Genomic DNA, 25437 nt, shown 5'->3' with positions numbered 1-25437 from the left:
TCGTGCTTTATTTCATACAAAAAAGGCCGCTGTTATACAACAACGACCTTTTTGTATTATTTTTAAATTTCACTTTGACTAGTTAAACTTTATTACTGCCCTTGTTCCATATCATGCAATATTGCTCTATGTAAAAACTGTGCGTATTGTTCTCTCGTTACCTTCATAGACGGACCGAATTTACCTTCTCCGATTCCCATTGTAATACCATTTGTTTGTACTGCACTAATTGCATTCGTTGCCCATGAATTTGCTGAAACATCATTAAAGTTATGAGATCCCTTGGCCTGTAAGTCAAAAGCATTCGTAAGAACTTGTGCCATTTCCGCACGCGTTAACGTCGCCTTCGGTCTAAAGTTTCCATTCTCGTCTCCCTGGAAAATTCCCATTTCCGTTAAAGCCAATATCTCCTCGATAAAGCTTGTTGAATTTTCATCAATATCTCCATATGGGTTTTCATATTCATCTTGTTCTTCCATATCAAACACACGGTAAATTAAAGCTGCAACTTGCTCACGTGTTACATTATCCCCAAAACCGAATATTCCATCGCCATATCCCAAAATAATTTCTTGTTCCGCTAATTCATGAATTGCCTCATATGCCCAATGTCCTTTTGGTACATCTTTAAATACAATTGTATTTGTTTTTTGCAACGGTGCACTTTCCGCTTTTACACTGTTACTCTCTGCTGAGAATAACACCCCACCCATAATTGTTAATGCTGTAGCTGTTTTTAATAATTTTTTGCTCATCAAATTATCTCCCCAATATGTATATGTTTTTTTAAAAATATACAGAATAAATGGTATAGTGACAATATATTTTTCGACACATTTCGTGACGGTTTTGTGAATCATATTACACATCATGTCTTTTTTATGGGGTTGATTATAAAGCTTATGTATAACATTAAAAATACAAATAAACGAATAATAATTCTTTTTTAAACAAACAAAAAAGCACAAATATTTCTATTTATGCTTTCATATTTCACTCTATTTCCAATCCTCTTTCAAATGATAATTAATAATCGCATTATTAATAAACTGAGCATATTGTTCTCTAGGTACAGGGCGATTTAATTCATACATGCCATTCCCAGTTCCTCTTACAACATTATTAGATTGTAGCGCACTAATTGCATCTTCTGCCCAGTGGCCTTTTGGAATATCTTTAAATGTATGTTTTTGTTTCGTTTCAAAATTAAATGCTCGTTTTAAAATGACAGCCATTTCCGCTCTAGAGATTGGTGCTTTCGGCCTAAAATTCCCTTGGCCATCCCCTGTAAAAACACCACGTTTTGTTAACGCCAAAATTTCCTTTTTAAAAGTTGTCGTACTATCAGAAACATCTTTATATGGATTCGCTACTGATCCTTCTTCCTTTATCTCAAGTGTTCTGTAAATAGTCCCAGCTACTTGTTCACGTGTTATAAGATCACCAACACCATACTTCCCGTTTCCATACCCTAATATAATTTTATGATATGCTAAATCCATAATAGCATCATATGCCCAAAATCCGTATGGAACATCTTCAAACACAATCATTTGTGGATACTCTTCCGCTTTTACAGGCGTCACATTCGTCCCTGCAAATATACCTCCTGCCATTGTCGCAATCATCATTACACCCAATATTTTTTTCTTCATTATCCTCTCTCCCTATTTCATTCAAATAAAATGAACTTCATTGTTTCAGGAGTACTATTTTTTGGTGAATGTAAGATAAAATGCAAATCTTCTAGGAGAAATATTTCCACTACCTTTCTGCTTTCTGCTTTATGCCTCCTTCTTTCTTTTTCAAAAAGGAAGTTGTCACATCTAAGGTGTTATATACTAAAACATTCTACAATTTCTTTATAAACTCCTTTTCACTTTACAACTTCTCTTTATTGGGACCTAAAAGAGATACCTAATGGCGATTACTATATTCATGATTTATATTTCAGAGGTAGCATTCCCCTTCACTGATAACTCGCCTTCTCTTCCCTTGCGAAAAGTTAGTGCCATCCCTACAAATATAAGGATAATCCCTATTACTTGCATCTAAATCCGGTCTAATAGTTTGGCAACAGCAGGATCTAAAAACACTAATACAGAAATGAGTCTCGTCGATAAATCTCTTAAACTGTCAAAAAATAAGTAATATACAAATCTAGTATGTATAAATCATCGCCTTGAAAATGCCCGAAGTCTATGAATAGTAGCAATAAAAAAAGCATCCTTTTTTATTAAAGAGGATGCTTTTTTTATATTTATTAACACTCAAATATGCTACTACTTTTGAAGTGTAAATTGGGCAACTATTTGTTTTAGTTTTCCTGCTGCGTTATGCATATGTTCAATTGAAACAGAAATCTCTTGAACAGATTTTTCTTGCTGTTGAATAGACTCTTTTACCCTATCAGTTCGGTCAGATGATCTTTGGGAAATTTGAGCCATGTCTTCTGCAGAAGCCGAGATTTCCTCACTACTCGCTGCAATTTCATCTGTAGACATAGATACCGTTTGAATTTGCTCAGATACTTGTTGTACTTTTTCTGTAATTGTTCCAAATACTTTTTCTGTGTGCATTACTACTTGTGTACCTGCCTGTACCTCATTATCTACTTTCCCCATCATATGTACCGTATGGTTCGTTGTTCCCATAACTTGAGTAATAAGATTCTCAATTTGTTTTGCAGAATCACTAGATTGTTCTGCTAATTTCCGCACTTCATCTGCCACAATTGCAAATCCTCTACCACTTTCACCAGCACGTGCAGCCTCAATTGCGGCGTTTAATGCTAATAAGTTAATCTGAGAGGTAATACCTTGCATTACATCAATGATTTTAACAATTTCTTCTGATTGTTCTTTCATAGTCTCTACTTGTTTCACACCGCTATGTACCGAATTTTGGATTGTATCCATCTGTTGAATCATTTGTTTCATTAATTTGTTACCACTCTCTGCATCTAATGCTGAGTGAGCAGATAATTCATTTACAGAGGATGATGTATTGACTATACTCTGCATTCCTTGTGTCAACTCTTCCATCGCACCCGCAGTTTGTTCCATTGCTTGCATTTGACTCTCTGCACCATTTGCGACTTCTTCAATATCCATAGTGATTTTTTTTGCTGCACTACTAGATACTTCTGATGCAGATGCTACTCCGTCTGCATGTTGGAATAGAAGCTGAATATTATTCTCTACTTCTTGCATATTTGTTCTTAGCCCTGCAATCATCTCATTAAAATTACTTACTAATACACCTAATTCATCCTTAGCAGTATAATCACCATGTACAGTTAAATCTCCTTCTTTCGCTCTTTCCATCATACGACTAACCGTTTGTAAAGGAGCAACTATAAGCTTGCTAATAATATAACTTACTATACATATAACGATTGTAGTAACTACTACAAGAATGATAAAGGTAATAACGGAACGATCAATCATTTTTTGCGAATCTTTAAATACTTGGTCAGCTAAATTTGAAACATACGATTCTAGATCCACTGCATAACCAGCTAACTCTATTCCCTTCGGTTTTAATTCCTTCTGAAATTCATTTACCATTTGCGGCTCGTTTGTTGCCTTCGCCTTTTCAAATAATTTCTTATATGTATCTTTATAACTTGGTAAAGATTTCTTCATCTTCTGAAACAGTTCATCCTCTTGCTTACTTAAATTAAAACCATCATCATATTCTTTTAATAAAGAATCATATTTTTTAAGATCCTTTTCAATATTATCAATTATCCCCTCTTTATTTGCCACTTCATTTTGTGATGCCGTAATTAATTCTAGTAAGTTATATTCTAGTGAATTTTGTGTACGAAGCATTCCTTCTAATAAAATTGCAGAATATTGATAATCATCTACTACAACCTCTGTATCGTGCTTAATCTTATTAATAGAATTAATTGCTACACTGCTCATAATTACCATACCTAAAACTGCTAATGAAATAAGCGCTAATAATTTATATTTCACTTTTAAATTTTGTAAAAAATACATTTTTTCACCTTTATTCCTTCATATATAGATTTTTAGAATTTTATAGCTTATTATTTACAAAATCACAGTAAAAAGCAATGATAAATATTCCCAATATAAAACTTATTTTTCTATAAAAAAAAGTAGCATAATAGCTACTCCTTTTTTCTTTGTTTCTCATATTGTTCAAACGTATGAATTCTTTCAAAAATTGGTGGGTGCGTGTATAAGAAAAACTTCACTAACGCAGGCGGATTTACTTGGCTTAAACTTGTTTTTGATAAGTATTGAAAAGTTTTCACACCAGATTTCCCATCCTTCGTCATATTTAAAGCATATTGATCTGCCGCTCTTTCTTCTATACGTGAAACGTAGTTTGTTGCTGGTTGTGCTGCAAAAGAGAGTATAGAAGAAATTAAGAAAAATAAAGGTAAAATGGAGAAACATGCTACTTTTGAAATTTGCAATGTATCTCCCCATTTGCGAATACACATATTTATAATACGACTAATTAAAAACATACCTATAAACGATAGCAATACATAACTTGCAACGCCAAAATATATATGCTTCATAACATAATGCCCCATTTCATGGGCCATGATAAATAAAATCTCTTTATCTTTTAACTGCTTAAGCGTTGTATCCCACATTACAATACGGGCGTTAGGGCCAATTCCTGTTACGTAAGCATTTAATGCATTCGTTTTTTCTGACATATTTACTTCATATACGTGTTTAGCAGGAATATCCGCTTTGTCTGCTATCGCTAAAATTTTCGTTTCTAATTCTTTATTTTTCAGCGTCGAAAAGTCGTTATACAGTGGGTCAATAACGACAGGCTGTATGAATGTTAAAAAGATTGTAAATGGAACAGAGAGCGCCCACCCTGCTAGCCACCATCTCTTCGGAAATTTACGGATAAGCCATAATAGAACGGTCACTACAATTAACATAGTCGCATAACTTTCCCAAAAACCGATAACATGATCTTTAATCCAGCTTTGTGTGCTTTGCGTTGAAATGCCGTAATCAACGGACACTTTCCGGCCAATCCATTGCATCGGTAAGGCAAGTACTGTTGTCAGTAATGATAAATAAAAGAAATAAATCGCAACTTGCAAAACACTTATTTTAGTCGTTTCCTTCGACCATTTCTCAAACTTTCTTGAAATACCTAGCACAAGTACAAACAATAAAATAATCCATTCAAGAGGCGTCGCTAAAAAGTATAGTAAATTTTTCACGCGCGAATAATCTTGGCTTAGCGTAAGCTCTCTCGCACTCATAAACGTTTCTGGATCTGCACTTGTTCCTTTATACATGTCCGGAATAAGTTCATGATTCCCTCCAAATAAATACCAATATATAAGTAACGCAAATCCAACGTACAAAAAAAGCGACCAACCAATAACCTTCCTCACGCTATTCCCTCCTCTATGCTGCCTGTCTATTATTATTGTAAGTTCGTACACGCTAAATTAGAACAAGCTTATTATGTGAATTGCTCGAGATCCTTTTATTTACATAAAAAAACTCTTCTACACAAGAAGAGTTTTACCTATCTTTAAACACTTTCTTCGGTTCATAATCCGGAATAAGGATCGCACGTACAAACCAACACACGTACCCTACTTGCTTTTTAGATAACATAAAAAGCCTCTTTAAGGAAGTACATCTATTAATAAATTAAAATCTTGTAAAGAGAAAGAACTATATTTCATAATACCTTGTACAGCTAAAAGTAAAACAAGACCGATCACACACATATAATTAACGCTTTCTTCATTCTTTTTTTCAGTAACCACTCCACCACTTATACATAAAATCCCTAGCAAATGAAGCGCTAAATACATGAAAAAGTAAGCTTCCTCCCAGCGCAAAATAACATTCACTGTCGTTATTAACACTAGACTAAGTAAAATCAAATAAAAAAACTTATTTGATGATATCGTTTCATTCATATAATTTTATACATCCCTTTCAAATTTCGAATTAATGATGTTTCAAAGCTATAAAGTAAATGATTGTTTTTATACCATAAAACAAAAGGAAAGCCACCATTACTTTCTCGAATACTTTATGAATCCACATATACTTCTCTTCATTCTTTCTGAAGATGCGCTTCATCATTTCTTCTACAATTAGACCAAATATTAGTAAAACCCCGAACACAATAAGAAGAGAAATAATATTTTCTTTTAAATGAGTACTAGAAAATAAGTAATACTCTGGAAACACAATCGTATCTACTACAGGTTGAAGCCAATGACAAACGCTTTTATCACACATATCTGTAATAGACGTAGCATCTATAATCTCTTTTAATATTTTTTCAACCGTCTTCTTCATCTCATTTACTCCCCACTATATCTGAAAAGCTCTTTTCCTGCTCTGCATATATAACTGGCACTTCTTTACTCCAATATTTACGATTAACAAATAAAAAGATAAGCACTAAGTTTAATCCTGTTATAAAAATAATAAGTCCAGGAAAGAATGTCGTGTAATTTGAGAAATCGGCAAAACTTATAATTTTTTCTCTACTTATTAAAAAAGACGCACCCATTACAAATGCATTGTTTAACATATGTATTGCAATTGGCATGAGTAAACTTTTCGTACGAATATATACGATTGATAATACGATGCTGAATATGGCTGCACCGAGGAAATCAACATGTAACAACGCAAACAATATTGCTACAACGATGGTCGCTATGCTCGTTCCCCATTTTGTTGCAAAACGTTGAAGTAAAAATCCGCGAAAAACAAACTCCCCGATAATTGGTGCGATGAATACGACCCTAATGACTTGATATACATATCCCCCAGTACTATCTATAATCGGTTCATGCAGGGCATTCATAATAAAGTCCGGTGTAATCCATGCAAAACTATACATATACAAAATAAGATACCCGTAACTAAACATGCACAACATAACCGTAATGTATAAAACTTGCACCAAGTTAAATGTTTCATTTTTATTAACAAACAATGAAAATGAAATGCGATGCTTTCTATACTCATAAAAAATCCATACGATCGGAAGGATATAGAATATAAGGATATTTATAAAAGAAGAATTTTGTATATGAAATATACTTGTTAGCAAATCGCCACTACTTCTCGCTATTAAAATTAATAGTGCAAATACAATTAAAAAATATCTAGCTCGCATCACTTGAAACGGATTCACACTCATCTCCTCCCCTATGTTACTTTTATCATATCATTTGATTCTTAATTTTTTGCGAAAGAAAACCTTAAAATTTCCTTAAAAATTCCATAAGTTACAAAATGATGATATGATATTCGAGAAAATTAGGAGGGATTTTTATGTACCAAGCAAATATTTTACTTGTTGATGATGAAACAGCAATTTTACAATTACTAACTACCATTCTTGAAAAAGAAGGTTTTTCTCATATTACAACTGCAACATCAGCTGAAATAGCTTTATCTCTAACTAAGCAAAACAATTACGATTTAATTATTTTAGATGTAATGCTTCCTGGACAATCCGGTTTTGATATTTGTCCAATCATTCGCCAACAAACAGATTGTCCAATTTTCTTCCTATCAGCAAAAGCATCTGATTTAGATAAAATATCCGGATTTTCATACGGTGCGGATGATTATATTACGAAGCCCTTTAATCCATTAGAAGTAGTAGCACGTATGAAAGCACAGCTTCGGAGACATATGAAACAAACCGTTCCACACGAACAAAAATCACACTCGATTTCATTTGGCAGATTTGAAATTGATCAGCACTCTGCAGAACTGACAGTGGATGGTCACATTGTCGAATGTTCCGCTCAACTCTTTCAACTACTACTCTTCTTTTGCGAGAATCCGAACTACGTATTTTCGAAAGAGGAAATATACGAAAAAGTTTGGGGAGCACCTGCCTATAATGGCGATGACAACACTGTTATGGTCCACATTCGAAAACTACGTGAAAAAATTGAACATGATCCAAGTAAACCAGAATATATAAAAACCGTTCGCGGGCTTGGTTATAAGTTCGTTACAAAGTAGGGTGACGATATGAATTTTAATAAACGACTTATTATTCAATTTATCATGCAACACGTTTTTGTTTTAGTTACATTACTTATCGCTGTAGTTGCTGCTTTTACTTATTTAATTTTTCTTCTTACTAGTACTTTATACGAACCTAACATTCCAGATTCTGATAGTTTTACAATTTCAAGATACATCTCTTCAGAAGATGGGCATATTTCGTTACAATCTGAAGTGCAAGATTTAATAAAGGAGAAAAATGATTGGCTCCAAGTTGTAGATGAAAACGGAAAAATCCTCTACCACTTTAATACACCAAATGATGTTCCGAATGCTTATACGAAGACATCTTTAGTCGCATATATACAACATCATATCGAAAGTAATTATAAATTTACATATTGGGAAATTGATTTAGAAGAAAAGAAAGTACTTGTTATTTATGGTGGTATGTTAAAAAGCAATGCGTTACTGACAGCAATTCAAAAGGATCACTCCTCTTTAACGATGGATTCGTTCACATTAACAGATCAAGAAAAACAGTTACTGTCTAAAGAAAAAGCAGCACTTCAAATATTTAATCAAAATGGCGAAGAAGTTTTTGCCTATCCAGCTGGAAAGAAAAAAACATTTTCAGCAATACAAATCGCCCTGAATGAAAAAGAACCGTGGAATCATAAAGAAAACACGTCTAGCTTTTACGATGCAAATAGTGGCAACCTACTCGTTGTAACTGCGAAAAATGATCACTACTATCCAGATGACGAAATTGAAGATGTATTTACTAAGAAGTTTCTCATCGGATGCGGATTAATCCTTCTTATCGTATTTGTTTATTTAGTCATTCTTTCTATTTGGTACGGTAATAAATTTGGGAAACCGTTATTACATGCGATGCGCTGGCTTAAAAATATCGCTGGTGGAAAGTATGAAGAACCCATTAGTAAAAAAGGAAAACCTGTCAGGTTCCGGCGATCTGGTAAAGAAAAATGGTCATTCCGTTTGTTTAGAGATGTAACAAGTTCACTAGAACACCTTTCTATTACACTCAAAAAAAACGATGCGATGAGGCAAGTACTTCAGCAAACACGAGAAGAATGGATTACCGGTCTAACGCATGATTTAAAAACACCACTTAGCTCTATATATGGCTACGCATTATTACTCGAATCGAATCAATATAACTGGACTGATCGTGATATTCAGCAATTTGGTAGTGTTATGAAAGAGAAATCTCAATATATGACGACATTAATTGATGATTTAAGCTTAACGTATCAATTAAAAAATAACAGCCTTCCTGCCCAACACGTAAACGTTGAAATCAATCAGTTCGTTCAAAAAGTGTTATTGCAATTTATTAACAATCCAACACTCCAAAATCAAAATATTGAATTCGTACCGAGCTCAAATAAAATTCAATATTTCATTGAAGAAAAATGGTTCCAGCGTATCATCGAAAACTTACTAGTAAATGCTGTAAAACATAATAACGAAACAACTACTGTCATCGTAAAATTATCACAAAACGCTAATTCCTTTACACTCTCCATTTCAGATGACGGAAAAGGAATGGATGAAAAAACGAAAGAACTTCTATTTGAACGATATTACCGCGGAACAAACACAGAAGAAAGCAACATCGGAACTGGACTTGGCCTAGCCATTACAAAACAGCTCGTTCATGCTCATAACGGGACAATTTCCGTTGATAGTGCACTCGGAAAAGGAACGACGATTATTCTTGTATTTCCGTTTCGTTCGTAGGAAAGACGCTATGTGGCGTCTTTTTTTCTTTTCTGGGAGAATTTTGCGGTAATTGAAATTATGTGAATCGTTTTTTTTGAGGTATTTTAGCGGTATATGAAATTATATCGGCAATTTTTTGAATATATCGGCGCAACTCAAATTATATCAGCGATTTTTTGAATATATCAGCGCAACTCGAATTATATCAGCGATTTTCTAGATATATCGACTTTACCGACAAAACCGACAATACTAACCTACTTCCTCTACTACTATACAAATTAAAAATAACCCTTCATAACTCACTATGAAAGGTCACTCCATATTTCAGCTATTTCCCTACTAACACAAACACATTCTCATCAGGTGCTTCCATTACTGCAACATGTCCTGATTCTGTTGGAAATGGTTCGCGAATCCATTTTACATCTTTATTATCTTTTAAACTTTCATACGTTTGTTGTACATCTTCTACTAATACTTCGACTTCCGTAAAATTAATATCCGGATGATTGCTTATTACTAACTCCGAACTTTTCTCATCTGGAAACTTCAATCCTATTAACGTCCAAATAACCCCTTCTTCTAATTCTCTTTCTATCATCCAGTTTTGCTTCATTCCCATTTCTTTATAGAAAGAAACTGATCTTTCTATATCTTTCGTATGTATAGATACACATTCTAGTTTTTTGAACATTTTCCCATTTCCCCCTTTATGAAAAAGCGAACCATCTCCCAACGATTCGCTCTTACCCTATTATTTTTTCTTCACCGGTATCCAAAGCTCTACTTGTGCAAACTCACTCTTATCTTCGTGGCAACGCTCATCGTACAGTTCAAACTCCGTAACACCGCAATGTTCATATCCTGAATGCGGGAACCATTCTGAGAATACTGCATTCCAAGTTTGGTGAATAGACGATACCATTTCTTCATGAGGAACTTTCGGCGTTGTAAATACTGCATATGTTGCTGCCGGGAAAGTACGCTTCGCAATTTCATTTGGTACATTTTCAAAGTCTGTAACTTCCATTCCGATAATGTAAGTGAAGTCCCCTGTTTCTAAATTAAAATCAGTACATAATCCAAGCTCTACCCATTGGCTCGTATCTTTACGATTCGGAATTGTTGTCCCAAGATCTTTTTGTAAATATTCTTGCCAAAATGCTGGAATGTCTTGATGGTTTTTCCCTTCTTTACTTGTCGTCTTCAGTTCATAACCCGCCACTAAAAATTCTGGTTTATTTACAATACGATATTCCATTTGTATGCCCCCTAAATACGGATTTAATTTTCTTTGCTTTACATTCACTCTGTAATACATCGGTGTTTCGATTTCTTGTTTTCGATATTCACTCGGTGTCATTTGAAATAATTTTTTAAAGGCTCTCGTGAACGTTTCGTGAGATTGAAAGCCATGTTCAAACGCGATATCAATAACTTTTTCATCCGTATGAGAAAGTTGATAAGCTGCCCGGGCTAACCTCCTCTTTCGAACATACTCCATTACTGTATCACCTACTAATGCCTGAAATACACGATGAAAATGCGACTCAGAAAAACCTGCAATGCGCGCTAAATTACGCAGCGTTTGTTTTTCCATTACATCTTCCTCAATATAATCAATTGACCTTTGAATTTGTGTTTCATAGCTTTCCATCTCTGTTCACCCGCCTTATATGTATTATGATAAAAGAGAACGTAATCCAATTCTTGACGTTTTTTACTATAATTCCATAAAAAATTGTAACTTTTTTATATGTATTTCGTTGTTATGTATGAAGGGAGGGAAATGTAGTGAAACGCAAACAATCATTAGAAGAAATTTACTCAGAGCATATGCATGATTTATTTCGCTATCTTCTCTCCCTAACCGGAGATTCCCACTATGCGGAAGATCTCATGCAAGAAACATTTTACCGAATGCTCGTCCATATTGATTATTATAAAGGCGAAGAAATTAGGCCGTGGTTATTTACAATAGCCTACAACGCCTTTATCGATTGGTATCGAAAAGAAAAAAAGTATAACACAACTACAGTGGAAGAATTCCATTTACCAAACGTGCCAAGTACAGAACATGAATATTTCGTAAAACATGAGATTGCTAGTTGGTTAGACAGTTTATCTTCTCTTCCGCTCGAAAGACGAAATGTCCTACTACTACGAGATTACTACGGATTCTCGTATAAGGAAATAGCAGAAATGACCGGTCTCTCATTAGCGAAAGTAAAAATTGAATTACACCGCGGACGGAAAGAAGCGAGAAACATAGAGGAGTGATACAGATGGGTTGTGCAGCATTTAATAAACTATGGGAGAAGTACGAAAACGGAACGCTCACGCATGATGAACAAGAACTGTTAGAAAATCATATCGAGACATGTGAAGAGTGTGAAGCTTACTTAGATGAGTTGCTTTTGAAGAATGCACCAATAAAGAAAAGACTACCACCACAAAATCTTACAGTCCCGTTTTGGAAAATAAAATGGAAACAACGTTGGCAAACTGTTAGTTTTGTCCTTGCGGTTTGTATAGCAATCTATTTTGCCGATCATTTTTCATCTTCTCTTTACTTCAATAATATGAAAAAGTTAGCTGAAGTAAATGAGATTCCAGCACTCGCACTAGAAGCAACAATTCCAAATATTCGTTCCACTGGAGGCAGTACAAAAATCAAACCCTTTTTCCGTACAGAAAATGAAATGAATTTAGTTAAAACTGTCGGCAAAAAAGAAGTTCAATTCGGTACAGTAACAACGAAAAGCTTCTTATCGTCTGTAACTGTTACAAATAAATCTTGGGCAAACAAATTGAATTACTCTAAACTTTCCTTTGTTCATCCGAAAATAAAGCAAGGTGATCATTTGAAAGAACCATCTAAAAAAGTGTGGGATACACTTGCAAAAGTACATGAGGGAACCGTTGCAGAAGTAGCGATATCTTTTGACAAACTTTACACTTTACAAGAATTAGAATCTATTCTATATAGCACATTTGAAGCACAAGAAATGCCACCAACTCCTGTATGGTACGCTTTAGACACAGGACAAGAGAGAATAGATGAGGAAGATTTCATCCTACATGGCGGAGAGGTTATCGGATTTCCAGAACATATAAACCTCCCTGATAGTGAAGCAGAACGACCGAAGACAAAAGAAGATGAAGTAATCGAAATGATGCGCATTCTTTCTGAGCATAAAAAAACTGTAAGTAAAACTACTTGGACTCTTGAAAAAGAGCTGAACTTAGATAAACGTTATCAATATGTAAAGGATAACGGTGTAAAAGTATACGGAATTGTTATTACTGGCCCGTCGAAAGAGTTATTAAAATTACAAAACTCCCCGCACGTACGTTATGCGACTCTTGGAGATATTGAGATTTGGAATTGGTTTGACCAGTAATGTGAAACAAGTAGAGCATCTAGAAGTGATGCTCTACTTGTTTTATTCCCTCTCCACAAACTTCCAAACTAAAAATGCTGCACATAGATAGGAAAGCCCAATAACTAAAAAACTATAGCTTGCCCCTCTGTACCAATTCGATGATTCATTTAAAATGATTCCCATAATCGCTATACCGACTAATGCACCAATTTGACGATTTACATTTAAAGTTGCTCCAGCCATATTGCCATTTTCACGACCGGCAGATTTCATTACAATTGTAGTCATGGCAGGTACTGCTATACCGATTCCAAGATTAACAACACTGTAAATGAGTGCAATTCCTATATAACTCACATTTTTCACTAGAAACATTAATAATACAGATCCTATACTAGCTATAAATAACGCTATGAATAATAGCAAGTTTGAGCCAAACTTAGTCACCATTTTTGCAAATAATAAATTTCCAATAACAAATACACTCATCATCGGCAATAGTTGTAATCCTGCTACAAATGGACTTGCTCCGTATGCTTTTTGTAAAAAGAGTCCAAACATAAATATTCCTCCAAATAAAGCAAAGTTTATTAGAAACCCAACTATATTCGCTGAGGTAAACGTCTCGTTTTGGAACAACACTCTTGGCACAACCGAGTTTTTTGACTTTCGTTCTGCATAAACAAAGAGAATTGCGGTTAATACCGTCCCTACTATTCCTCCTAAAATTTGAGACGAGGACCATCCATAACTTGGACCTTCAATTAGAGTAAACGCCAATAATGTTATTGCAATTATACCGATTAAATGATTCGCTACATTTATTTTCTCCTTTTCCGGTAAAACGTTTGGAATAATTACAAAAGCCACTACAATACCAATCATCCCAATTGGAAGGTTTATAATAAAAATGCTTCGCCAACCAATAATAATGCCGCAAAAGATAAAATATATCCGTCGACAATCCATGTCGAACTATACAATGCCAGTCCTAATGTTTCTTGAATATTCACCACTGCAACATTTACTACTGTTACATCTAACGTTGCCATAATAAATCCCATTGCCAAAGCGATTAAAATGATAGCACCCGATTTCTCTTTTGTTTGAACATCTGAATTTCTACTAGCCACCCCACCCACTTGCTAACTCCCCTTTCAAAAATTAGTAATTTACCTATATATTCCTTTAGAACTATAATAAAGAAAGTACTTTAATTATAAAAGTACTGATTTTTTATATAGTACCTATACTTTTATATAGTAAGGAGTGTTTATATGGAAAATAAAAACGATGAAATTTTATTGAAATGTCCCATTGAAAAAACAATGTCTGTAATAGGTGGAAAGTGGACTTTCTTAATTTTAAGAGATTTGTTCTATAGTCCTAAACGTTTTGCTGAGCTTGAAAGACGTCTAAGTGGCATTAGCCCACGCACACTCTCTCTTCGCTTAAAAGAACTTGAACAAGAAAATATTATAAAGAGAAAAATCTATTCAACTATGCCACCTCACGTGGAATATTCACTAACAAAAAAAGGCGAAACACTCCGTCCTATTTTTGACGCGATGAAGGACTGGGGAAATGAGTGGAAAATATTGGATGAATAAAAAGAAGGTATCATCTTATGTGATGATACCTTCTTTTTGCTAATCCGCAATCACTTTCACATACATCCCTCTCACCGCTTTTTCATAAGCGATATCACTCATCTGTCTTATTTTTTCTGATACAACAGACGACTGAACAATTTTCCCTTCACGAAGTAACAGCGGATCAATAAGACGCACTTTATTTTTCTGATGTAAATCATAATCATTTCTATCTTCTTTTACTTTTACATTTGGATGAACTTTGCTTAATAAATCTTCTACTTCGGGGTCATTACATTGCTGCAATTTCGAAATAAGCTCATCATCTTCAAGAAGAAAATCATCTGCATGAATAATCCTTTTATGAAGAGCTACCTTTAACGTTTTCGCTAACATATCATTTCCGTAAATATTAATTGGCTTCATAAAAAAATCGATTACATCTTTGTAATACGTTTCTGTAAACCACTCTGCCATTTCAATACTTTGAAGAACCATTTTCCCCTCTACTGCAATGACATCCTCTAAAAAACTGTGAACTTCTTCTAAAGAAATATACCCATATGTATACATATCTCGTAATGTATAATCCACTCGGTCTGCGCATAATTCTGGTGCTGACCTTTCTAGTAATGTCCACTTCGAATCATCTAATAAAATATCTTCATAGTTATAACCATGCTTCGCAAGGATCGCTGGAATTTCTGATTTTTTCACAACAGAACTAAATATCTCTTCATGATAACTTTCATCTTCATTATCAAAAACATAATCAATCACGTGGGAAAAAGCAGTATGTGATATGTCATGCAGTAAACCAGCAATCTGTTCTTCTACTGAACCACCTAGTTTTTTCACCAATAACATAACACCCACTGAATGCTCAAAACGAGTTACATTCCATTTCTCGTTCATTAAGTAACTTGCGCCTGCTTGATGAATTCCCTTTAGTCTTTGCATAGGCTTACTTAAAATTAATTCTTCTAGCACTTGATCCACTTCAAATTCTCCGTATAGTACATCTGATATGATCACTTACAATCCCCCTTTTCAAGCAAAGTCTTTTTATATTATCTCTTTTTTGAAGAAGCGTAAATATACTATTCTGTAATTTGAATATAAACGTTTTGTTTTTATAAAAAACAGGTCCTCTTATTCTTATCAAATTTAATCAAAAAAAGAAAATATTTCCACGAATCCTCTTTTTTGTTTTAATAGATTTATACATATTTATTAAAGAAAAAAGCAGCGAATAGAGTCAATTAGAAACTGACTTACAATTATAATATGAAAGGTTGGATAACTATGGACAGTTATTTTCCAAAAGCGGGGAAGTTAATTAGCGGAATCATTATGCTTATTATTTTGCTTTCATCTCTTTGGCTTATATGGATTGGAGAAACGAACATTCGTTACAGTGGAGATCATAAGGGCACAATGCCTTTTTGGTACAAGTGGATCCCTGTTATTGTCAGTATACTCCTTGTCCGTTTCCTACCATTTCATTATAAAAACTATAATCCCCTTCAACATTTTGAACCAAGGCGCATCATAATTCAAACTGCTATCTTATTCTTGAGTGGCTCCCTCTTCACGATTTGTCTTCTCACCACGAACTTTGAAGGAATGGCATTACAATTGTGGTTTATGATATTTAAAATTATTTTATTATTATTCACTCCATTAATGCTGCTTTTGTTTTATAAAAATAACCCCGAAAAAGACCGACCAAAGTCAGTAAAATTAACAGGGGATAATAGATGGTATCGGTTTACACCACTTATTGTCATTATAATCTGGGGTTACTTCAACTTCTTTTCTATATTCTCTACACCATTTGTTTCAATGAAAATGGAACCCACAATTTTAATCTCCATTTTACTTGTAGGATTTCTTATAAATAGTGTACTTGAAGAGATTTTTTATAGAGTTTGGTTGCAAACACGTTTGGAATTATTACTAGGTACTTGGCCGGCTATTCTTCTTACATCATTGTTATGGGCAAGCTGGCATATCGCATTACATGGCTCTGGTCATTGGGATATTGATACAGCTACGGTCATTGTGAACCTTGGTATCGTAGGTCTATTCCTTGGATATTTGTGGGCGCGTTATCGTAAGGTATGGGTAATTATTATTGTTCATGGATTAATTAATGCACATCCACAACAACTAATTGAGATTATATTTAAGTAAAGAGCGCGATTGAGAAATAAAAAATAAAAGGGATTATACATGATTAATATGTATAATCCCTTTTATTTAACCTTATTCAAACGTAACTTCTACCTGCACAATCTCCGACCTACTACCAAGTCTAAGCGGGGGTCCCCAAAATCCAAATCCAGAAGAAACAATTGCGTGGAACGCGCCTTTTTGTGCGTATCCCCAGTCTAGCTCGTACATTCTTCTCGTTACAATATGATTGGGCGCCATTTGTCCGCGGTGCGTATGACCGGATAATAATAAATCTACACCTGCCGCTGCTGCTTGTTTCAACTCAAATGGCTGGTGATCCATTGCGATAACAGGCATCGATTTATCTACCGTACTCATTAATTGTTCAAAGCTTTGGCGATCTCGCTCTGTTTTATCTCTTCTTCCAACAAGATAAAAGTCATCTTTAATTGTAATCACTTCATCTAAAAGAATACGAATATCAATCTTATCCATCTCTTGTAAAAACTCTGGAACTGCTCTGCCGTAGTATTCATGGTTTCCTAATACGCCATATACGCCTAATGGTGCTTTCATTTGTTTCATGATTGGTCCCATATTCTTTTGAATGAACACACCTGGATGATCATCGATAATATCACCTGGCAGTAAAATAATATCAGGTTCCATCTCATTTACATGACGAACAAGTCTTTTTAAATGCGAAACGCCAGACAGTTTACCGAAATGCATATCAGAAGCCATCGCAATGCGTAAACTTTTACGCCCCTCTACCTTTTTCGGTATGTGCACCTCGTACTTTCTTACTACCGGACTATACGCATTAAATACTCCATACGCAAAGATAAAGATAAATGCAACTATCACAGCCGCCCCTATCCAAATAATTGCCGCTTCTTTCTCTACTGAAAACTGTAAAAGAAAGACCATAATATCAGCTAATGGCAACAACATAAGCGCATATTGTATAACCGCAAACCAAATCGAACCTATCGTTCGCAGAAATGGCAAAAACTTAAACACTTGCACGAGAATGTACGCATATGAAATAAATGCGACTATGAAAGCATAATATCCCCAAGATTCCCAGCCAAATACCGCATGAAGCCAAACCCATCCGTTCCAGCCGATGTAAAACATAAGTAGTGTGTATATAATTAATATGGTAAATATATTAAGATAACGAAGATTCTTCACAGCCAGCCTCCTTATTGATTTCTTTTATTATAACTTGTTATGCACTTATAACGTAAATATTAAGCGCTTCAATCTTCAGAATAAGAACATTGATAAACATATTGCCTTAAAATTTTTAAGAACGGCTGTAATGGACATTTTTGAGTCTTAAGTGTTGGATGAAATTCTATTATCTTTATCCTTCAAAACTCATCTATGCAATTATGCATAACCATCCATTCCGTTTTATTTTCATGTTACGATATAAATGTAATACGACATATATCGACAAAGGTAAAAGGAAGTGATTGTATGAAACGTTCTAAAACCTACTTAAAATGTTTAGCATTATCCGCTGTTTTTGCTAGTAGTGCTGTAACTCTTTCAACACCTGCTACTTACGCTCAAACGACGTCACAAGTTGTAACAGATATCGGGCAAAATGCAAAAACACATACGAGCTATAATACATTTAATAATGATCAAGCTGATAATATGACAATGTCTTTAAAGGTAACTTTTATCGATGATCCAAGCGCTGATAAACAGATTGCCGTTATTAATACAACTGGTAGTTTTCTAAAAGCAAATCCTACTATAAGTGATGCACCTATTGATAACTACCCAATCCCTGGCGCTAGTGCAACATTACGTTATCCTTCACAATATGATGTTGCATTTAACCTTCAAGATAACAGCGCTCGTTTCTTTAACGTAGCGCCTACAAATGCTGTAGAAGAAACGACTGTAACATCTAGCGTATCTTATCAACTTGGTGGCTCTGTTAAAGCTTCTGTAACGCCTAATGGCCCTAGCGGTGAAGCTGGTGCAACTGGTCAAGTCACTTGGTCTGACTCTGTAAGCTATAAACAAACTAGTTATAAAACAAATTTAATTGACCAAACAAACAAAAACGTAAAGTGGAACGTATTCTTTAACGGATATAACAATCAAAACTGGGGTATTTACACACGTGACTCCTATCATTCTTTATATGGAAACCAACTTTTCATGTACTCTCGCACATACCTATATGAATCTGATGCAAAAGGTAATTTAATACCGATGGATCAACTTCCAGCATTAACAAATAGCGGTTTCTCTCCTGGTATGATTGCTGTTGTTATCTCTGAAAAAAATACAGATCAATCTAACTTACAAGTCGCTTATACAAAACACGCCGACGACTACCAACTTCGTCCAGGCTTCACATTCGGAACTGCAAACTGGGTTGGAAACAACGTAAAAGACGTTGATCAAAAAACATTTAATAAATTGTTCACACTAGATTGGAAGAATAAAAAATTGGTAGAGAAAAAATAAAGAAAACCGAACCGCCACTTAGATGACGGTTCGGTTTTTATTTAAATTACAAAATCCTCCGGAATAAACACTTTCACTTCTTTCGGCTGTACGTATACGAAATCACCCGCTTGAATGTTCAGCTGCTTGAACTGTTCTTTCGTAATTTCTGCTTCTAAATATTCATCTGTTCCATCTCGTTTTAATTCTACATATACGACAGGTCCGACTGCGTGAAAATAAGATACTTTTGCCGGGATTGCATCTACGCTTTGTTTCGTACGAGAGATTGATAAGTCATGCGGCCTTACGTAGGCTATTCCGTCTACGTTGGAAACGTGCTTATGCTCTGGTGCTTCTAGTTCGATCGATCCTACATTTAGCTTTCCTTTATGAACGCGGCCGTGAAATAAATTTACATTTCCTAAAAAGTCATATACAAACGGACTTGCTGGGTTTTCATATACTTCTTCCGGTGTTCCCATTTGTTCAATGCAGCCTTCATTCATTACAACGATGCGGTCTGCAACGTCTAATGCTTCCTCCTGATCATGCGTTACGAATACGCTCGTAATTTGAAATTCGTCATGTAATTTCCGGAGCCATCTTCGTAATTCTTTTCTCACTTTTGCATCAAGTGCACCGAACGGTTCATCAAGTAATAAAATTTTCGGTTCGACTGCAAGTGCCCGGGCTAGTGCAATACGTTGACGTTGTCCACCAGATAATTGCGCTGGATAACGTTTAGCAAAGCCATCCATTTTTACGAGCTTTAATAATTCTGTTACCTTTTCTTCTATCGCTTCTGCTGACGGTCTTAAGCTTTTCTTTCTTACTTTTAAACCGAAAGCGACATTCTCAAATACATTCATATGTTTAAAGAGCGCATAGTGCTGAAAGACGAAACCGACTTGCCTGTTTTTCACGTGAATGTCTGTTAGATCTTCCCCATCAAATGAAACAGAGCCTCCATCCGCTTCTTCTAATCCTGCAATAATGCGTAATAACGTCGTTTTCCCAGAACCTGACGGGCCTAATAAGGCAACAAGTTCACCTTTTGGAATATCCAAATGAATGTCTGTTAGTGCTTGAAATGTACCATATTGCTTTGATACACCTTGAATTTGAATACTCACCGTAATCCCCCTCTTATTGTCGTTTTTCCATTCGCCATTCAATCCAGTTTTTTATAACGAGTGTAAACACTGCAATTAATGACATTAACGTCGCTACTGCAAATGCTGCTGAAAATTGATATTCATTGTACAAAATTTCAATATGAAGCGGCATCGTATTCGTAATACCGCGCACGTGACCTGATACGACAGAAACGGCTCCAAACTCACCGATAGCACGGGCATTACATAGAATCATGCCGTATAAAAGACCCCATTTTATATTTGGAAGCGTAACGCGCCAAAACATTTTCCAGCCACTTGCGCCAAGTGATAAAGCTGCCTCTTCTTCACTTTTCCCTTGCGCCTGCATAATCGGAATTAATTCACGTGCAACGAACGGGAGGGTTACAAAGATTGTTGCGATAATAATGCCTGGTACAGAGAAAATGAGTTTCACTCCATGTTCAAGTAGCCATTCGCCAAGAGCACCCCTCGGTGTGAAAAGTAAAACGAATACTAATCCTGCGATAACTGGTGACACAGCAAACGGCAGTTCAATAAGAGAGAGTAATACTTGTTTTCCTTTAAACTGAAACTTTGTAATAAGCCATGCGGCCGCTACCCCAAATATCGTATTAAGCGGCACAACGATTAACGCAACGAGAAGCGTTAATCTAATTGCTGAAAATGCTTCTTGATCTGTAATAGCGGCAATGTATACATCCATCCCTCTTTCAAAGGCTTTTAGAAAAATAGTTATGAGTGGCAGTAATAGAAAGAGAGATAAAAATAAAACTGTAATCGTAATTAATATGCCTGGTACAAGCTTAGATTCTTTTTTAGCTGATACGCTTTTTACTATTTTCTTTTCTAATAATGTTGGTTCCATTTTCTCTCCTCCTATTCATTTTTTAGTTCATGCCTTCTACTCCAGCTTTGAATCATATTAATAAGAAGAAGGAAAAGGAGAGAAATAATAAGCATCACGGTCGCTACAGCTGTTGCCCCCGCGTAATCATATTGTTCTAGTTTCGTCATAATCATCAGTGGTGCAATTTCTGTTTTCATCGGCATATTACCTGCGATGAAAACGACAGATCCGTATTCTCCTAATGCTCTTGCAAATGCAAGTGAAAAACCGGCAAGAAGAGCGGGAAAGATCTCTGGTAAAATGATTTTCACAAATATTTGCAAGCGGGATGCACCTAAACTCGAAGCCGCCTCTTCTACTTCTTTATCAATATTTTGCAGCACTGGTTGCACCATTCGAACGACAAATGGTAAACCGATAAAAGTAAGCGCAACGATAATTCCGAGTGGTGTAAAAGCTACTTTTATATGAAACAGACTAAATATTTTCCCAATCCATCCATTTTCCGCATAAAGCGTTGTAAGTGTAATACCAGCTACAGCTGTCGGAAGTGCAAACGGTAAATCAATAAGTCCATCTAATAGTCGTTTCCCTGGAAATTTGTAGCGTACGAGCACCCAAGCTATTAATAAACCGAAAATGGCATTTACAATAGCAGCTGCAAATGAAGTTGTAAAACTAACTTGATAGGAATGCAACACACGCTCGTTCGTTATAACCCCAGCGAACTTCTTCCAACCTAACTGTGAAGTTTGAATAAATACGATAGAAAGTGGTATAAGTACGAATAAACTCATGTACAACATTGTAAATCCAAGCGATAATCCAAACCCTGGTAAAACACGCTTCTTCCTCATCCTCTTTCACCTCATCCCCCTTTAGCAGTGCATTATTTTTGATAAATTTTATCGAATACGCCGCCGTCATTAAAGTGTTTTTCTTGTGCTTTTTTCCAACCACCAAATAGTTCATCTACTGTAAATAATTGAACTTTCGGAAATTGGGATGCATATTTTTCTGCTACTTTTTCATTACGCGGACGATAAAAGTTTTTCGCCGCAATTTCCTGTCCTTTTTCTGAGTACAAATATTCAAGATACCCTTCTGCTACTTTTTTCGTTCCTTTTTTATCAACGACTTTATCTACAACCGCTACTGGTGGTTCTGCAAGTACACTAATAGAAGGGGTTACAATTTCAAATTTATCTTTTCCAAGCTCTTTTTGAGATAATAACGCTTCATTTTCCCATGCGATTAATACGTCACCAATTCCTTTTTCAACAAATGTTGTCGTTGCTCCGCGCGCTCCTGAATCTAATACTTCTACGTTTTTATAAATTTGGCTAACAAACTCTTTCGCCTTATCTTCACTATTATTATATTTTTTCAATGCGTATCCCCACGCCGCTAAATAGTTCCAACGTGCTCCGCCTGATGTTTTTGGATTTGGTGTAATGACAGACACACCTTTTTTCGTTAAATCATCCCAGTCTTTAATTCCTTTCGGGTTTCCCTTTCGAACAAGAAATACAATTGTTGACGTGTATGGAGTGGAATTATTCGCAAGTCGCTTCTGCCAATCTTCTGCTAATTGTTTTTTCTTGCTAATGGCATCAATATCATAAGCAAGTGCTAGTGTAACAACGTCTGCTTCTAAGCCATCAATAACAGAGCGCGCTTGACTTCCAGATCCCCCATGTGATTGTTTTACATTTACTGTTTGCCCATGCTTCTCTTTCCAATACTTCGCAAAATCTTTATTAAAATCTTGATATAACTCCCTCGTTGGATCATAAGAAACATTTAAAAGCTCAACTGTTTTTTTATCTCCACTTCCTTCAGAATTACTAGTGGATGTTGCCGAACCACACCCTGATAAAAGTACAACTGCTGATAATAAAACACCTGTACTTTTCATAAACGCTGTCTTACCCCACTTTTTCATCGTTAAGCCCCCTTAGTTTATACAATAGAAAAAGGCACACAATATATTCACAAATGTGAACATTGTGCGCCTTCAGTTTATCTGATTAGCTTCTAATGTATTGTATTCGATTTCTTTTCATTTTAATTCTGTAATTCATATGTGTCAACTTGGAATTTGGATTTTCTTACTAAACTAAAATATTGGCATACTTCGAGCCCAATGATTTTTCAAATCAGCAAATTCTTTTGGTAACTTACTATTTCCATTCCATTCTAATTTATATGCATTTACTAACACCGTAGCCATTGATTCACGGTTCATTACTCCATTTTGATTAAAATTACCGTTCTTATCATTTTCAGAGTTCATCCATAATTTCACAAATAAGATATTGCACTCGCCGTAAGCGTTAATCCCTTCTGTTCTATGTATATCTCCTCCTTGTTGGTCATATGAAGCTTTAAATATATGGCACCACAGCTTAATCAATGCACAAAAAAATGAGGCAACCACCTTCAAAGATGGTTGCCTCATTTTTACACTTGCATCGCTTTCTCTCTCAATGCTCTTCTTAACAACTTACCAGTCGTATTCTTCGGTAATTCTATTAAAAACTCAATGCTTTTCGGCACTTTATATTTCGCTAAATGTAACGTACAGTAATGCATTAGTTCTTCTTCTGTTACGTTCGTTTGTTTCAGAACGACGTAAGCTCGCACTGCTTCTCCTAAGTTTTCATCAGGAACACCGATTACAACAACTTCCGCTACTGATTCGTGCGTATATAATACTTCTTCTACTTCACGAGGGTATACGTTATAACCGCCAACTAAAACGATATCTTTTTTACGATCAACGATATAGAAGTAACCTTCTTCATCCATTTTCGCTAAGTCACCTGTATATAGCCAGCCGTCTTTCAATGTCGCAGCTGTATCTTCTGGTGCATTATAGTATCCTTTCATAACGTTAGGTCCACGAACGATTAATTCGCCGACTGCGCCGACAGGTACTTCTTCCCCAAGTTCATTTACAATTTTATTTTCTACATGCCAAATATTTGTGCCAATTGATCCTGGTTTACGGGGACGATCTAGCGGGTTGAAACAAGTAACTGGTGATGCCTCTGATAAACCGTATCCTTCTGAAACAATAACGTTAAAACGTTTTTCAAAGTTTTGCAGAAGAGCAACAGGCATCGATGCACCACCGGAAATACAAAGACGAAGCGTCTTCACATCTTCTGCGCTTGCTTCTTCAAATAAATATAAATAATTGTACATCGTCGGTACGCCAGCAAAAATCGTTGGTTCGTACGTGCGACAAATACGGAATACTTCTTTCGGACTAAATTTCGGTAACATTAAAATTGTTGCCCCGTTCACAATCGGTGCATTTACCGCAACTGTTAAACAGAACACATGGAACATTGGCAGTGCCGCAACGACGCGATCGTCAGCAGTAAATTGTAAATAAGACGCAACATCATTCGCATTACTATATAAATTTTTATGTGTTAACATAGCGCCTTTCGGTTTTCCAGTTGTACCTGAAGTGTATAGGATAACCGCTACATCCTCTTCATCTAGTTCAGGGCCTTCGTATTGTAAATCTCCAGCCCCCACAAAACTAGTAAACGTTTTCATTTTTTCGGTTTCTGTATGGTTAAAATCTGATGAGGTTTCGCATATGATGATGTTTTCTAATGAAGGAAGTCTTGTTGTAAGAGATTGTATAACAGGTAGAAGGACGTCGAGTACGATGATTGTTTTTACATCTCCATTTTGTAAAATGTAATGCATTTCGTCTGCTGTATAAATTGGATTAACTGGAATAACAGTTGCTCCAGCTTTCATTGTTCCGTATAAACCGACCAAAAAATGTGGTGAGTTCCCAACAACTAATGCGACATTGTCCCCTTTTCCAATGCCCATTTCTGCTAAATTGCTAGAAAACCTTGTGACCATTTTGTTTAATTGGTCATATGAGACCGACTGATCCATAAATATATAAGCCGGTTTATCCCCCTTCTTTTTTGCCGTTTCAGCCAAAGATTGAACGAGATTCACAAAAACCCCACCTTTATAAAATTTAGAATATTTAAAAATTCTAAA

The 25437-nt window shown here is 35.5% G+C and carries 24 protein-coding genes and 3 pseudogenes; 7 read left to right on the top strand and 20 right to left on the bottom strand.

Annotated elements, in window-relative coordinates; genetic code table 11:
* Positions 1-92 precede the first annotated feature (92 nt).
* From QCI81_RS19930 to QCI81_RS19895, 9 genes and pseudogenes are all read right to left on the bottom strand, one after another.
* A complete protein-coding gene (locus QCI81_RS19930; RefSeq protein WP_113304420.1) occupies positions 93-860 on the bottom strand; it encodes an S-layer homology domain-containing protein in 768 nt (255 codons plus the stop codon).
* 138 nt (positions 861-998) lie between these two features.
* Complete coding sequence (locus tag QCI81_RS19925; RefSeq protein ID WP_000727104.1) at positions 999-1655, bottom strand: S-layer homology domain-containing protein; 657 nt, start codon at positions 1653-1655, stop codon at positions 999-1001.
* A gap of 288 nt (positions 1656-1943) precedes the next feature.
* Positions 1944-2224 (bottom strand): annotated as a pseudogene (locus QCI81_RS19920) (EamA family transporter); the annotation flags it as partial.
* A gap of 58 nt (positions 2225-2282) precedes the next feature.
* Positions 2283-3074, bottom strand: a complete 792-nt coding sequence (locus QCI81_RS27235) for a methyl-accepting chemotaxis protein (protein ID WP_422666874.1) — start codon at positions 3072-3074, stop codon at positions 2283-2285.
* Between the two features lie 156 nt (positions 3075-3230).
* Positions 3231-4010: pseudogene (locus QCI81_RS27230) on the bottom strand (MCP four helix bundle domain-containing protein); the annotation flags it as partial.
* A gap of 134 nt (positions 4011-4144) precedes the next feature.
* Positions 4145-5413, bottom strand: coding sequence for a M48 family metallopeptidase (locus QCI81_RS19910; protein WP_071731588.1), 1269 nt, complete (start codon positions 5411-5413; stop codon positions 4145-4147).
* A gap of 240 nt (positions 5414-5653) precedes the next feature.
* Positions 5654-5953, bottom strand: coding sequence for a DUF2101 family protein (locus tag QCI81_RS19905; protein ID WP_016082517.1), 300 nt, complete (start codon positions 5951-5953; stop codon positions 5654-5656).
* A gap of 31 nt (positions 5954-5984) precedes the next feature.
* On the bottom strand, positions 5985-6341 hold the full coding sequence (locus QCI81_RS19900; RefSeq protein WP_029442111.1) for a hypothetical protein: 357 nt from the start codon (positions 6339-6341) through the stop codon (positions 5985-5987).
* Position 6342: 1 nt separating this feature from the next.
* Entirely contained in the window at positions 6343-7191 is an 849-nt protein-coding gene (locus QCI81_RS19895) for a CPBP family intramembrane glutamic endopeptidase (RefSeq protein ID WP_071731587.1), read from the bottom strand.
* A 140-nt stretch (positions 7192-7331) separates the two neighbouring features.
* On the opposite strand from QCI81_RS19895, the gene QCI81_RS19890 reads away from it, so the two are divergent.
* Together QCI81_RS19890 and QCI81_RS19885 are read left to right on the top strand one after the other, a co-directional pair.
* Complete coding sequence (locus QCI81_RS19890) at positions 7332-8036, top strand: response regulator transcription factor (RefSeq protein ID WP_029442109.1); 705 nt, start codon at positions 7332-7334, stop codon at positions 8034-8036.
* A gap of 9 nt (positions 8037-8045) precedes the next feature.
* On the top strand, positions 8046-9788 hold the full coding sequence (locus QCI81_RS19885) for a sensor histidine kinase (RefSeq protein WP_071731586.1): 1743 nt from the start codon (positions 8046-8048) through the stop codon (positions 9786-9788).
* A 313-nt stretch (positions 9789-10101) separates the two neighbouring features.
* Here QCI81_RS19885 and QCI81_RS19880 read toward each other — a convergent pair whose 3' ends face one another.
* Both QCI81_RS19880 and QCI81_RS19875 read right to left on the bottom strand, forming a co-directional pair.
* Complete coding sequence (locus QCI81_RS19880) at positions 10102-10467, bottom strand: VOC family protein (protein WP_000473644.1); 366 nt, start codon at positions 10465-10467, stop codon at positions 10102-10104.
* 60 nt (positions 10468-10527) lie between these two features.
* Positions 10528-11430 (bottom strand): AraC family transcriptional regulator, encoded by a 903-nt coding sequence (locus QCI81_RS19875; RefSeq protein WP_000446841.1) that lies wholly within the window; start codon positions 11428-11430, stop codon positions 10528-10530.
* Positions 11431-11567: 137 nt separating this feature from the next.
* Here QCI81_RS19875 and QCI81_RS19870 point away from each other — a divergent pair, with 137 nt between their 5' ends.
* Both QCI81_RS19870 and QCI81_RS19865 read left to right on the top strand, forming a co-directional pair.
* Positions 11568-12053: an RNA polymerase sigma factor gene (locus QCI81_RS19870; protein WP_071731585.1), complete on the top strand. Its 486-nt coding sequence runs from the start codon at positions 11568-11570 to the stop codon at positions 12051-12053.
* Between the two features lie 5 nt (positions 12054-12058).
* Positions 12059-13177 carry an anti-sigma factor gene (locus tag QCI81_RS19865; protein ID WP_071731584.1) on the top strand — a complete coding sequence of 373 codons (1119 nt, stop codon included), beginning with the start codon at positions 12059-12061 and terminating at the stop codon, positions 13175-13177.
* 42 nt (positions 13178-13219) lie between these two features.
* On the opposite strand, the pseudogene QCI81_RS19860 reads toward QCI81_RS19865, so the two are convergent.
* Positions 13220-14301 (bottom strand): annotated as a pseudogene (locus QCI81_RS19860) (MFS transporter).
* Between the two features lie 135 nt (positions 14302-14436).
* On the opposite strand from QCI81_RS19860, the gene QCI81_RS19855 reads away from it, so the two are divergent.
* On the top strand, positions 14437-14769 hold the full coding sequence (locus tag QCI81_RS19855) for a winged helix-turn-helix transcriptional regulator (RefSeq protein ID WP_064532861.1): 333 nt from the start codon (positions 14437-14439) through the stop codon (positions 14767-14769).
* Between the two features lie 39 nt (positions 14770-14808).
* Here QCI81_RS19855 and QCI81_RS19850 read toward each other — a convergent pair whose 3' ends face one another.
* Positions 14809-15786 (bottom strand): HD domain-containing protein, encoded by a 978-nt coding sequence (locus tag QCI81_RS19850; RefSeq protein WP_071731583.1) that lies wholly within the window; start codon positions 15784-15786, stop codon positions 14809-14811.
* A 270-nt stretch (positions 15787-16056) separates the two neighbouring features.
* Between QCI81_RS19850 and QCI81_RS19845 the strand changes: the two genes are divergently transcribed.
* Positions 16057-16947 carry a CPBP family intramembrane glutamic endopeptidase gene (locus QCI81_RS19845; protein ID WP_071731582.1) on the top strand — a complete coding sequence of 297 codons (891 nt, stop codon included), beginning with the start codon at positions 16057-16059 and terminating at the stop codon, positions 16945-16947.
* Positions 16948-17019: 72 nt separating this feature from the next.
* Here QCI81_RS19845 and QCI81_RS19840 read toward each other — a convergent pair whose 3' ends face one another.
* Positions 17020-18126, bottom strand: a complete 1107-nt coding sequence (locus tag QCI81_RS19840) for a metallophosphoesterase (RefSeq protein WP_071731581.1) — start codon at positions 18124-18126, stop codon at positions 17020-17022.
* A gap of 291 nt (positions 18127-18417) precedes the next feature.
* On the opposite strand from QCI81_RS19840, the gene cytK2 reads away from it, so the two are divergent.
* On the top strand, positions 18418-19428 hold the full coding sequence (cytK2, locus tag QCI81_RS19830) for a beta-channel forming cytolysin CytK2 (RefSeq protein WP_000830632.1): 1011 nt from the start codon (positions 18418-18420) through the stop codon (positions 19426-19428).
* Between the two features lie 41 nt (positions 19429-19469).
* Here cytK2 and QCI81_RS19825 read toward each other — a convergent pair whose 3' ends face one another.
* From QCI81_RS19825 to QCI81_RS19800, 6 genes are all read right to left on the bottom strand, one after another.
* Complete coding sequence (locus tag QCI81_RS19825; RefSeq protein ID WP_071731580.1) at positions 19470-20543, bottom strand: sulfate/molybdate ABC transporter ATP-binding protein; 1074 nt, start codon at positions 20541-20543, stop codon at positions 19470-19472.
* Positions 20544-20556: 13 nt separating this feature from the next.
* On the bottom strand, positions 20557-21414 hold the full coding sequence (cysW, locus tag QCI81_RS19820) for a sulfate ABC transporter permease subunit CysW (RefSeq protein WP_071731579.1): 858 nt from the start codon (positions 21412-21414) through the stop codon (positions 20557-20559).
* A gap of 11 nt (positions 21415-21425) precedes the next feature.
* Positions 21426-22253 (bottom strand): sulfate ABC transporter permease subunit CysT, encoded by an 828-nt coding sequence (gene cysT, locus QCI81_RS19815; protein ID WP_063546754.1) that lies wholly within the window; start codon positions 22251-22253, stop codon positions 21426-21428.
* A gap of 32 nt (positions 22254-22285) precedes the next feature.
* The gene (locus QCI81_RS19810) at positions 22286-23341 is read right to left on the bottom strand and encodes a sulfate ABC transporter substrate-binding protein (protein ID WP_000758702.1); all 1056 of its coding nucleotides are present in this window, start codon (positions 23339-23341) and stop codon (positions 22286-22288) included.
* Positions 23342-23515: 174 nt separating this feature from the next.
* On the bottom strand, positions 23516-23692 hold the full coding sequence (locus QCI81_RS19805) for a hypothetical protein (protein WP_002195255.1): 177 nt from the start codon (positions 23690-23692) through the stop codon (positions 23516-23518).
* A 167-nt stretch (positions 23693-23859) separates the two neighbouring features.
* A complete protein-coding gene (locus tag QCI81_RS19800; protein WP_053565058.1) occupies positions 23860-25392 on the bottom strand; it encodes a fatty acid--CoA ligase family protein in 1533 nt (510 codons plus the stop codon).
* Positions 25393-25437 lie beyond the last annotated feature (45 nt).

Source organism: Bacillus cereus group sp. MG20, from assembly GCF_040459885.1.
GTDB classification, from domain to species: Bacteria; Bacillota; Bacilli; order Bacillales; family Bacillaceae_G; genus Bacillus_A; species Bacillus_A cereus.
This window is presented reverse-complemented; position numbering and strand designations above follow the sequence as displayed.